This window comes from Streptococcus saliviloxodontae (assembly GCF_016908655.1).
In the GTDB taxonomy this organism is placed as follows: domain Bacteria; phylum Bacillota; class Bacilli; order Lactobacillales; family Streptococcaceae; genus Streptococcus; species Streptococcus saliviloxodontae.
The window spans coordinates 1-12,871 of record NZ_JAFBEI010000051.1 but is presented as its reverse complement, the minus strand read 5'-3'; the positions used below and the strand labels follow the sequence as shown (position 1 = coordinate 12,871).

At 43.4% G+C, this 12,871-nt stretch carries 2 protein-coding genes and 1 pseudogene; 1 reads left to right on the top strand and 2 read right to left on the bottom strand.

The window, feature by feature from the left end; translation table 11 throughout:
- Positions 1–4,494, top strand: a 4,494-nt coding sequence (locus JOC31_RS09995; RefSeq protein WP_476715127.1) for an MSCRAMM family adhesin, incomplete at its 5' end; no start/stop codon positions are given.
- A 1,310-nt stretch (positions 4,495–5,804) separates the two neighbouring features.
- Here the strand turns inward: JOC31_RS09995 and JOC31_RS09990 are convergent.
- Both JOC31_RS09990 and JOC31_RS09275 read right to left on the bottom strand, forming a co-directional pair.
- A pseudogene (locus tag JOC31_RS09990) lies at positions 5,805–6,032 on the bottom strand (KxYKxGKxW signal peptide domain-containing protein); the annotation flags it as partial.
- Between the two features lie 135 nt (positions 6,033–6,167).
- The coding region (locus JOC31_RS09275; protein ID WP_205017880.1) for a ZmpA/ZmpB/ZmpC family metallo-endopeptidase at positions 6,168–12,871 on the bottom strand (6,704 nt) is incomplete at its 5' end.

The following is a 12,871-nucleotide window of genomic DNA, read 5'->3' as shown; positions in this document are numbered from 1 at the left end:
CTTAGCGATTCTGAGATTGATTCACTTGTTGACTCAGAAACGGATTCGCTTAGCGATTCTGAGACGGACTCACTTAACGATTCTGAGATGGACTCACTTGTGGACTCGGAAATGGATTCACTTAGCGATTCTGAAACGGACTCGCTCAAGGACTCAGAGACGGACTCACTTAACGATTCGGAAACTGATTCACTCAATGACTCAGACACTGACTCGCTGAGGGATTCTGAGACCGATTCGCTTAATGACTCGGAAACGGACTCGCTCAACGATTCAGACACCGATTCACTTGTTGACTCAGAAATGGACTCGCTCATTGATTCTGATACTGATTCGCTTAGCGATTCTGAGACGGACTCACTGAGGGATTCGGAAATGGACTCACTCAAGGATTCAGAAACGGAGTCACTTGTTGATTCAGACACTGACTCGCTCATCGATTCTGAGATGGATTCACTTGTGGATTCAGAAATTGATTCGCTCAATGATTCTGAAATTGACTCACTCAAGGAGTCAGACACCGATTCACTCAGCGATTCTGAGATTGACTCACTTAAGGATTCACTTAAGGATTCAGACACTGACTCACTCAAGGACTCGGAAATGGATTCACTTGTCGACTCGGAGACTGAATCACTCAAGGATTCGGAAACGGACTCGCTCATCGATTCTGACACGGATTCACTTGTCGACTCGGAGACTGAATCACTCATCGATTCTGACACTGATTCACTCAAGGACTCGGAGACTGACTCGCTCAGTGATTCGGATATCGATTCACTTGTTGACTCGGAAACCGATTCGCTTAGCGATTCTGACACGGATTCGCTTAATGACTCGGAAATGGACTCACTTAGCGATTCTGAGATCGATTCACTTGTGGACTCGGAAACCGATTCGCTTAGCGATTCCGATACTGATTCGCTTGTGGACTCTGAAACTGACTCACTTATTGATTCGGAAATCGATTCACTTGTGGACTCTGAGACCGATTCACTTAGCGATTCTGAGATTGATTCACTTGTTGACTCAGATACGGATTCGCTTAGCGATTCTGACACTGACTCACTTGTGGATTCTGAGATGGACTCGCTCATCGATTCTGAAACGGATTCACTTAGCGATTCTGAGATGGACTCGCTGAGGGATTCGGAAACGGATTCACTTAAGGATTCGGAAACGGATTCACTTAGCGATTCTGAGACGGATTCGCTGGTGGACTCGGAAACGGATTCACTTAGCGATTCTGAGACGGACTCACTTGTGGATTCTGAGACGGATTCGCTGGTGGACTCGGAAACCGATTCGCTCATCGATTCTGAGACCGATTCACTTAAGGACTCGGACACTGATTCGCTCAACGACTCGGAAATGGACTCACTCAAGGATTCAGAAACGGAGTCACTTGTTGATTCAGACACTGACTCGCTCAACGATTCTGAGACGGACTCGCTGGTTGACTCAGATAATGATTCGCTGGTTGACTCGGAAATGGACTCACTCAATGATTCTGAGACCGATTCACTGGTTGATTCTGACACCGACTCACTCAAGGACTCGGAAATGGATTCACTTAGCGATTCTGACACTGATTCACTTGTTGATTCAGATACGGATTCGCTGGTTGACTCGGAAATGGACTCACTCAAGGACTCAGATAATGATTCGCTGGTTGACTCAGACAAGGATTCACTTATTGACTCGGAAACCGACTCGCTCAACGATTCGGAAATTGACTCACTCAAGGACTCGGAGACCGATTCGCTTAATGACTCTGACACTGACTCACTCAAGGACTCGGAAATGGATTCACTTAGCGATTCTGACACTGAGTCACTTGTCGATTCTGAGACCGACTCACTTAAGGATTCAGATAATGATTCGCTGGTTGATTCAGAAATGGATTCACTCAAGTATTCAGAAATGGATTCACTCAAGTATTCGGAGACGGATTCACTTGTGGACTCGGAAACGGACTCGCTTAAGGACTCGGAAACCGATTCGCTGGTGGATTCTGAAATGGACTCACTTAACGATTCGAAAATTGACTCACTCAATGACTCGGAGACGGACTCGCTTAACGATTCGGAAATTGACTCACTTGTGGACTCGGAAACTGACTCACTTAACGATTCGGAAACGGACTCGCTCAAGGATTCTGAAACTGACTCACTTAAGGACTCGGAGACGGATTCGCTCATCGATTCGGAAATTGACTCACTTGTTGACTCGGAGACGGACTCGCTTAACGATTCTGAGATTGATTCACTGAGGGATTCAGATAATGATTCGCTCAGGGACTCGGACAAGGATTCACTTGTGGATTCTGAAATTGACTCGCTTAGCGATTCTGAGACCGACTCACTCAAGGATTCAGATAATGATTCACTTAATGATTCGGAGATTGACTCACTTAATGACTCGGAGACGGATTCACTTAGCGATTCTGAGATTGATTCGCTTAATGACTCGGAGACCGACTCACTCAGAGATTCTGAGATTGATTCACTTAAGGATTCGGAAACCGACTCACTGAGAGATTCAGATAATGATTCACTGAGGGATTCTGAAATGGACTCACTCAGAGATTCTGAAACCGACTCACTCAAGGACTCGGAGACGGACTCACTTGTTGATTCGGAAACGGACTCGCTCAAGGATTCAGACACCGATTCACTTGTTGACTCAGAAATGGACTCACTTAACGATTCTGAAACGGACTCGCTTAAGGATTCTAAAACAGATTCACTTAGCGATTCTGAGACGGACTCACTCAAGGATTCGGAGACTGATTCACTTGTGGATTCTGAAATTGACTCGCTTAGCGATTCTGAGACGGACTCACTCAAGGATTCGGAGACTGATTCACTTGTGGACTCTGATACGGATTCACTTAGCGACTCGGAAATTGACTCGCTTAATGATTCTGAAACAGATTCACTTGTGGACTCTGAGACCGATTCACTTAGCGACTCTGAAATTGACTCGCTTAATGATTCTGAAACAGATTCACTTGTGGACTCTGAGACCGATTCACTTAGCGATTCTGAGACGGAGTCACTTGTTGACTCGGAAATGGATTCACTTAGCGATTCTGAAACGGACTCGCTCAAGGATTCAGATACGGATTCACTTGTAGATTCAGAAATTGATTCACTTAGGGACTCCGAGACGGACTCACTTAACGACTCGGAAATGGATTCACTTAGCGATTCTGACACTGATTCACTTAATGATTCTGAGACCGACTCGCTTAGCGATTCAGATACGGATTCGCTCAACGATTCGGAAACCGATTCGCTCAATGATTCTGAGATTGATTCACTTGTTGATTCAGATACGGATTCGCTGGTTGACTCGGAAATTGACTCACTCAATGATTCTGAGACCGATTCACTTAGCGATTCTGACACTGACTCACTCAAGGACTCGGAAATGGATTCACTTAGCGATTCTGATACTGATTCACTTGTTGATTCTGAGATTGACTCACTTAGCGATTCTGATACTGATTCGCTTAATGACTCGGACACTGACTCGCTCAACGATTCTGAAACGGATTCGCTTATTGACTCGGATACTGACTCACTTAGGGATTCAGAGACTGATTCGCTCAACGATTCTGATACTGATTCGCTTAATGACTCGGACACTGACTCACTTAACGATTCTGAGACCGATTCACTTAACGACTCTGACACTGACTCACTCAAGGATTCAGAGACTGATTCGCTCAACGATTCGGAAATGGACTCACTCAAGGACTCGGAAATGGATTCACTTGTGGATTCAGAGACTGATTCGCTCAACGATTCGGAAACTGACTCACTCAAGGACTCCGAGACGGATTCGCTGGTTGACTCAGACAAGGATTCACTTAATGACTCGGAAATGGATTCACTTGTGGATTCAGACACCGATTCGCTTTGTGACTCGGACAAGGATTCACTTGTTGACTCGGAAACGGACTCACTCAACGATTCTGAGACGGAGTCGCTGGTTGACTCGGAAACGGACTCACTCAATGACTCAGATACTGATTCGCTTAACGATTCTGAAACGGAGTCACTCAACGATTCGGAGACGGATTCGCTTAATGACTCTGACACTGACTCACTCAATGACTCAGATACTGATTCGCTCAGGGACTCGGACAAGGATTCACTTGTGGATTCTGAAATTGACTCGCTTAGCGATTCTGATAACGATTCACTTGTGGACTCAGATACTGATTCGCTTAACGATTCTGAAATTGACTCGCTCAAGGACTCGGAGACGGACTCACTCAACGATTCTGAAATTGACTCACTTAGCGATTCTGAGACAGAGCCGCGCACCGACTCTGACAGTGAGACTGACTGTGACTGCGACACGCTACGTGATGTTGACTCTTTTAAACTAGTCGATTCGCTAATACTTTTAGATTGTGAGGTCTTGGTTGATAGTGAGGTCGACATAGAGGCAGAGATTGACTGCGAGATGGATTCAACGTAACTATCAGATGCTGCTGAGGTGAAAGCATTTTGATAAGTTACTAAAATCCCAGACAAGTTTCCCCTACCGTTCGGTTCACCAACTGTCGCATGGACATCATTCGTTGTCGTATGCGTTGCTCCTTGAATAAACAAGGCCACATTGGCTAGAGAAGACCCCGCCCCTGTTTTAAAGGTAAATATCCAGTTATCTCCAAGAGGCAACTTATCTGTAGCCAAACTATAATTGCTTCCCAAATAACGCCCTGAATAGTTGACTGTCGTCAAGGTTACCCCTAGTGGACCTGTTAAAGTCTGATTCCTAAAAGATTCATTGCGGTTGACGAGAGACATGCCATCGATTTCAATATCATACGGTGTCCCCAACTCCGAAACTACCGCAACATAAAGTCCAGGGTAGGCAGTTGTTGTTCCTTGTGGACGGTAAACAACGATCCAAGAGATAATGTTTTGCTCAACATCTAAGTAACCCTCAACTGATGTGATCAAGGATGAGTTACCATAAACTCCCTCACGCTTAAACACGAGAAGTTTGTCATCTTCATCTGATGCTGCTACTAATCCTGTCACGCGCGAAGACTGTTTCTCATCTAATTGAGCAGCAGTTTCAAATACTGTTACCGCCATAGCTGACAAGGCGATAGCTGATGCTGATTGATCAGAAAGGAGAGCTCGTGCTGAACTTAAAACAGTTACTTCCTCCTGACTAGCAGCTACCCCTCTAGCTTCTGTGGCTGTAATCGCCTTTTCCAGATCACCTGCTGCTAGCTCTAAATCAGCGCGCGCTTCTCTAACATCACCCATTTCAGCTACTGCCATTCTAGTTGCTGACGACTCGATCGCTTGAGGCTCTACTAATGAGTCACTCTCAGAAGTTGATTGAGAAATACTTACGGACTCTGAAACCGATTCACTTAAGGATTCGGAAACGAACTCACTCAAGGAACTGTTAACAGATACCGATTGTGATTCACTTAAAGATTCGCTGACAGACTCAGACAAAGACTCAGAAGAAGACTCTGATAAACTCACTGATGTTGATTCACTTAAGGACTCTTGAAGTGATGTCGCTACACTTGCTGAATCCGACTCGCTTACAGATAGCGACTGACTCTCTGTCACACCAATATCTGACTCGATCGTCAATTGCTCTGATGGCGGATACTCAGCAACAGTTGCCAGAACCGGCTCCTCTGAAGACAAATAAACAGTATCAGTCGTTGCTAGAAGTGATGTTGTCGTCGTTTCACTCTCTACGATAACATCATCTGCCTGTACTATAGCACCACTGAGCCCTGTTCCTATAACCGTACCAGCTGCTAAAAGTGATTTCATAAGGAGAATAGATGACGAGTGGCGATCTACCATCATCGTAATATCCTTCACCTCTAAAGGTTTCGAAGAAGACTGTCCCTTAAAGAATTTTATAAGACCAACGTGGGACACCAATGTTCTTACCCAATGCTTACCAGATTTATGCATTTTAACACGAACACGGTGAGATGATTCCCCATATGCCTTTTTTACGAAGTTTTTCATGTTTATTGAATAAGCTCCTTAATTGGCATCATCTGCCTGTACTATGAAAAAAATATATAGGAACTATTATATCATAAAAATTAAAAAAAGAGATAGCAACCTTCTGGTTCTAATCTCTTTTTAAGTCTTTAACGGTTATTGAAAAATACTAGCATTAAATTCATCCGTCATTGCCTTGTAGGCCAAGAAAAGATCTCGCTTAAATTGATAGACTTGATTATCACTCCCCTTAGCTACCAAATCATCCAGAATAGTCTGTAAATCTTGATATGACGAAATCTGATAATCTGTTCCACCCGATGTAAAGCTGACTTCTCGTAGCTGGTCTAACTTAGACACACGCTCAGCAAACATAGCCTTCTTGAAATCATTTAAGTCACTGTAAGATCCATTAAAAATAGCAGACACTGCCTCCGAGTCTGTCTTGTAGCGCCCTGAAGTATAGTCAACAAAGGCATCGTAACCACCGTATGCTAAAAGCTCATAGGCTACGCGACGGAAGGTATATCCACCCGATGCTCCCTTGCTATTTTCTTCCAAACTATAGAAAGGACTAAATAAGTCAACCTTTAGATAGCCTGTACCAAAACTGGTGCTATTTGAACTGCCTAATTGCCCTGAACGGTATTGACGACTGAGGGCTATCTTATTATCCACGAAGTCTGCAATGCTCTTAAGTTCAATTGATGACCACTCCTCATCTGTAAAATTAGTGAAATAATCATCCATATGAGGAGAATTGGTAGAACGAGCAACTTCTGATAACTTAGTCAACTGGCTACGTTGAGTCGTTGAATCAAGTTTTGTAATGGCCATCGCCTCTGCGTAATCCATGACATACAAGACATCCATGACTCCATGCATATAGGTCTGCAAATCCTCTCGTGTTTGAAAACGTTCTGGACTAGCATTGTACTCAGGGTAAGGATTATCACTTGTTGACCAGTCAGTGTATAGGTTAAGAGCGAAACTATTTCGAATACGATTGTCCCTAGGAGACTGCAATAAGCCTTCTGCATAGGTCTCCATGCCAACACCATCACGGTGTGTTTGCCCATCTAAAAAGACCTTGGCATCCCAAACATGGGTCTTTTCATGTGTCCAGATAGAGCCCCCCTGCTGGTTAGTTTGACTCAAAGCGTTCACTTGAACAAAGTAAACTGATGTTGTATCTGAGTAAGCCTCCACAGATTTCTTGGCAGTCTCTTTTGAAAGGTAATGTCCCGTTGGACCAAAAACATCAGTTACAGAAGTTAAACTAGATGAACCATAAGGGTCTGACCAAGCTGTGTGCCCGTAAAGATAGAAGGTATCCCATGTCGGAAGAGCTGTTTTTAATTTTTCCTTGACATCATCAGAAGCCAAACGGTACCAAGCCGCCCAATAATCAGCCTGATTGGTTGCCTCTTTGGTCACAATCTCCTTGAAAGCAGCTAAATTAGCAACATAGAGGTCTGGATTTATCTCTGCTAAATTAGGATCGACATAGGTCTCTATAGAGCCGAACTGAATCCCTTCCATAGTAGAGATGATATAGACCTTATCCTTAGTTGCAGTCAACAGAGGCAAAATCATATTGTTATAATCCTGACTCATCTTAGCAACTGCCGTGCTATCTATGAGACGTTTCTGTAACTTGTCATAAAGACTTGACGAACCAATTACCTCTCCTTGGCTGTCATAGGAAGTCGCTTCAACAATATAGGCTTTGGCTGCTGAATAAAACCATGATGCTGCTGTGCTATCCCCTGCAAAACGTTGACGAAAAGCCTCTAGGTAAGCTGGCAAGGTCTCACTGCCACTATTTACCCCTACAAAATGCTCTGTCTTCAAGTTATTATAGACAGGATTTAAGGCATCATATCCAGATGATCCAACCTGAATAAGCCAATCCAAAGTCTCAATCGGCTTTCCGAAAAAGTCTTGGTGGAAGGTCACTAAATTCTGAATATTAGTGTCTGCAAAGTCAATGTTGTACCAGCGACTGATATAGGACAAACCGAGTAATAATTCTCCCTGGTGGGCTAAAATATAGTCGGACACACCTTGATTGTCTAAATAAACAGTTGACGTTCCCAAGACATTGCGTAAAATCGTCTCAAGGTTTGATTGCACTTCTTGGAAGCGATCAGCCAGATAAAGTTTTTGAATCGCATCCTCCTGATCACCAGTTGTCGCTAAAGCCTTCCAAATAGTGTCACTTGTATAAGTTACCTGACTCAAACTTGGTAACACTGCCGTGACGATATCATCATAGTTAGTTAGCAACTGATCTGGCGTAAAAATCAATGATTTTCCGATTAACTCATACTCGACAACACGAGTGCTATCAAACTCACCTTTATAGGTCACTGCAAAATAATCCATGCTGCCATCTGCATAGTTGACCATGATCTGGTTAATAGCCTCTTTTTGACCAGAAACATCTGCGACAACAGCTTTATCCACCATAGGAAGGACTGATAAAACGACTTTTGTTACAAGGGGATCATCATCCGTTAGACCATTTGCCATAGCGACCAAGTAATCACGGTTATAGAATGGAAGGAATTTTTCCATATTTTGATAAGCAAGTGACCGTTTTTCCTCGTAATCACTTGACTGACTATAGTCAACATCATAGGCGGTCGCAAGTAACTGCTTACTATCATCTAATTGAGCAGTTGCTTGCGACTGTGAGGTTAACAGTTTTTCAGCTTCTTCTGCTGTCATTGGACTGTCCCAAACACTATTAGACAGACCTTGCGCCTGATCAACAAGATAATAAGCCTTTGTTCCAGAATTACGCCCAGAAGCAACTGTCAAATAGCCGTTAGTCACTTTCATCGCCGACAAATTATCTTTGATTGTTCGAGTCGCACTTGGTCCTACCCCAATCAAACCCGCCACTGTTGTTGGCTTCCCTTGATTGATTAATTGACCAGATGCCATATTGGAAAGAACTTGCGACTTATAACTTGCTGAATCAATACGTCCAATCAAACCGCCACCACGATTATAATCTGATTGTCCTAATTGGATGCTACCATCAAATCGGCTATTAGTCACATTAGCTTGATCGCTGATTGTTCCAACTAAACCACCAGTATTATTGTAGGCATAGTAGAGGTAGCCGTTTCGAATATAACGAACACTGGCTGTATCTGAGTCAATTTGTCCAGAAAAGCTCACATTATCTAAGTTAGAGGCGCTCAGCTTACCGACGAGACCTCCAAGATTTAAATCAGCATCCTTGGTATCAGCTAAGGTATCGTCATAACTAGCAACTGCATAGTTGACATCGATACTACCACCAACTGACACATCTGAAATAAGACTGCCCTTTTCAGCTACCTGAGCCAAGGCACCAACCGTACTTGCATTTGAACTGATGGCGACCGACTTCAGATCTAAGTGAGAAACCTCCGCACCACTTAATTTGGCAAATAGCGGCGCTTTCAAGTGATGAATCGCAAAAGCAACACCTCCATTAAGACCTGACAAGTGACCTGTGAAAGTCTCTTGAATATAAGCTGTCTGGCCAGCTGACAAATCGTAGTCTTCTGCTGATAAATCATTGGCTAGAACATAAGAACCTGCTGGATTTTCTGAAATAGCCTCTAACAATTGACGAAAGCTCTTGATACCAACTAAATTAGAATCTTGCTTGGCTAGGTAAAAGTCATAGTGAGCTAACGCATCTCCTGCTGACTGACTAGCCTCAATTTGAGGTAAAACAGCTGAAATCTGATATAACGATTGACCATCTCGACTAACTTCAGTAATCGACGACACTGCCAACTGCATTTTCTTGAATCGGTCTGAATCAAGCGTAACGTAGTAATGCGATAAATCAGTCGGCACTTCTGTCAAACTCAAGACACGACTAGTGAGACCTGTATCATCAACCTGATAGAGACCTGCTTCATCAACATCTTTAATCTCAATGAATTTTGATGGCAGAGAAACGTCATATGAGGGTTTCATACTCTTTTGATAGTAGATAGCATCTTGTTCAATAGATGATGAATCTGCTGTCAGTTCAACTGCATTAATTTTAGGGTCTAGCGCCTCATAGCCTTGAATTTCAGGTAAGACAATCTCTGGCAAGACCGCCTTATCACTATCCCAATCTCCATAAGTAGTTTCACCTGTCACAAGATTTTTAGAAACAGTTCTGACAAAATTCTGTGACTGTACTAAATCATCTGACAAGACATTTCCTTGGAAATCAACCAAATGCACACGACGAGTCACCTCACGTGTCTCTTGACTCTCTACCTTAATAGGTAGATAAGTAATCGTCACTTGTAGGGAATCGTCATCTGGACCAACCTCTTGCTCAGGCACTATAGTGCTATCAGTCTGATACAGAGAATATTCTGGTACTTCATGTGCAGCAAATGTCTGAGTCTCATGATCCCAGTTACCATAGTAAATATCACCTGTCGCTTTGTTGTACACCTCAGGTCTAGTAAAGGTAACTTCTTCAACTAGAGGTTCTCCCAGAATATTCCCAGCGTCATCAACATAGTTTATCGTACGTGTGAGGGTTTTGGAAGACGTTCTTTCTTCCAAAATAGGATGGTAAGTAAAGGTGTACTCTTGGTTAGAACTATATGGAGTGACAACTTCTTCACCAAGAACAGATTGATCTAACTCATAATTGTCCAGACTTGGTGCTTGCACACTCTCAAACGTCTGTTGTTCCTCAGACCAGTTGCCAACGTCAAGAGTACCTGTTGCTAGGTTATGATGATTTATTCGACTGAATACTACCTCTTGTAGGAGGGTTTCAAAAGCCTGATCGCCATTTTCATGCACGAAATTAATTTTTCGGGAAACAGTTTTGGTTTCAACAACATCTTCTACTTTAGCCTTATAGGTAACCGAAAGTTCCAAAGAAGAACTATCAGCAGTCACTTCAAGAGCCTCAACGAGTGTTTGACTAGCCTCGTAATTCTCTTTTTCAGGACTAGCAACTTCTTGGAAAAGCTGACTGGCTTGATCCCAAGCTCCATAGACACCCTCACCAGTTACTGTGTTATGTTTAACCACACGTGAGAAGGTTGCCGTCTGGGTTACCGTGTCGGCAGCCTGACTGCCATCTTCGAATTGGTAAGAAATCGTTCGGACAACAGATTTCGTCTCTGTCTCTGTGATGACCCGCTCCAACTGTGATAAAGCAGCTTCTAATTCTTGCCCCACTCGGTCAATCTCAAACTGTTTCGAATCTTCTTGATCCAAAATCACTTTAGCCTGATAGATCACTGCTTCGAGTGATGTCCATGACTCTGGACTATAATCCTCTGCTAGGTAATCTTGACTTGAAGCTAGTAAGGTTTGTAATTTTTCTTTATCTACAACAAGTGCTGCCATAGCAGACTCAAGCGCCTCTTTAGCTTGATCCAACTGTACCTGACTCGCTGATGTATCTGCTACTACAGATTTGGCCTGATCCAACTGCGTTTCCAAAACAAGCCAGCTTGCTGGGCTATAATCCTCAGCTTTTTTAGATTCTGCATTAACAATCGCTGCATCTAACAAGTCTCTATTGACAGTTGCCATAGAAGTACTTGAATCACTAGAAGTGCTCGAAGGAAGCTCAGACGATGTCGATGCTGAAGGTGTTTCTGAGGAGGTACTTGTTGACGATTGACTTTCTGAAGAAATAGCAGAGCTTACTGAGCCTGTATCCTCAGTACTCGTTACTGTCGAGTCACTCATCACCTCACTAACAGGTACCAAAGAACGTATTACATCACTGAGAGTGGCTTGTACTGTATCAAGGTCTGCCTGACTCGCTTGATCATTATTATAGACTGCCATAGCTTGCGCAATCGCTGCCTGCAAGCGACTGTAAGAATCAGATGTATAACCACTTGATGGAATCGTTTGAGCCTCTCCAAGACTCGCCAAAAGACTTGCACGATTCACTGTCTCCTTAGTAGCAGTACCAATATGAATAATTTTCGCTATTGGTTGTGTCAAGATAGTCTCAGTAGTTAAAACACCATCAACATAGGTCAAAGTCTTACTTCCATTAATACCTTCTTGGACAACCGACTCAGTGCCTGCCTCTAAACTTGGGTCATTTTCATAAACAACATCATACGGTATCACCTGCTCTTCGGTTCTGACTACCGGCTGTGCCTCAGAAGTAACCTCAACAACTGATGTGATTTCCGAGGTATAAACAGTGCTCTCAGATGTTTTAGGATCAACAGAAGTCACTTGACTCTCTGATACGACAATACTTGTACTTGTTTGAGACTGTGTCCCTCGTCTAATTAGTTTGTTTACCGGAGAACTAATAACGGTCTCTGAAACCAAAGCACCATTCAGATAACTTAGTCGCTTACTTCCATTAACCCCATCTTGTGTAACAATTTCAAGACCACTTGCTAAAGTAGGATCATCTTCATAGACCACCTGATAAGGGATTGCGACTATCTCATCTCTCGAAGTGTCTTCGCTTGGTGAAAGACTCGTCATTGAAGAATCACTAATTGGAGTTATAGTCGTCAATTCACTACCCGTCGGTTCTGATGAGGCAACACTTGAAGTGGTACTTGTGACTGTTGTTGGCTCTTCTGTTAACTCTGTGCTAGTCGTCGTTGACTCTGCACTCGTTGTTGCACTAGTCCTTGACTCTGTCGTGGCTGTCGCACTTGTGACTGTCGTTAGTTCTTCCGTTAACTCTGTGCTAGTCGTGCTTGTGTCCGAACTCGTTGTTGCACTAGTGCTTAACTCTGTCGTGGCTGTCGCACTTGTGACTGTCGGTGGTTCTTCCGTTAACTCTGTGCTAGTCGTGCTTGTGTCCGAACTAGTAGTTGCACTAGTGCTCGACTCTGTCGTTG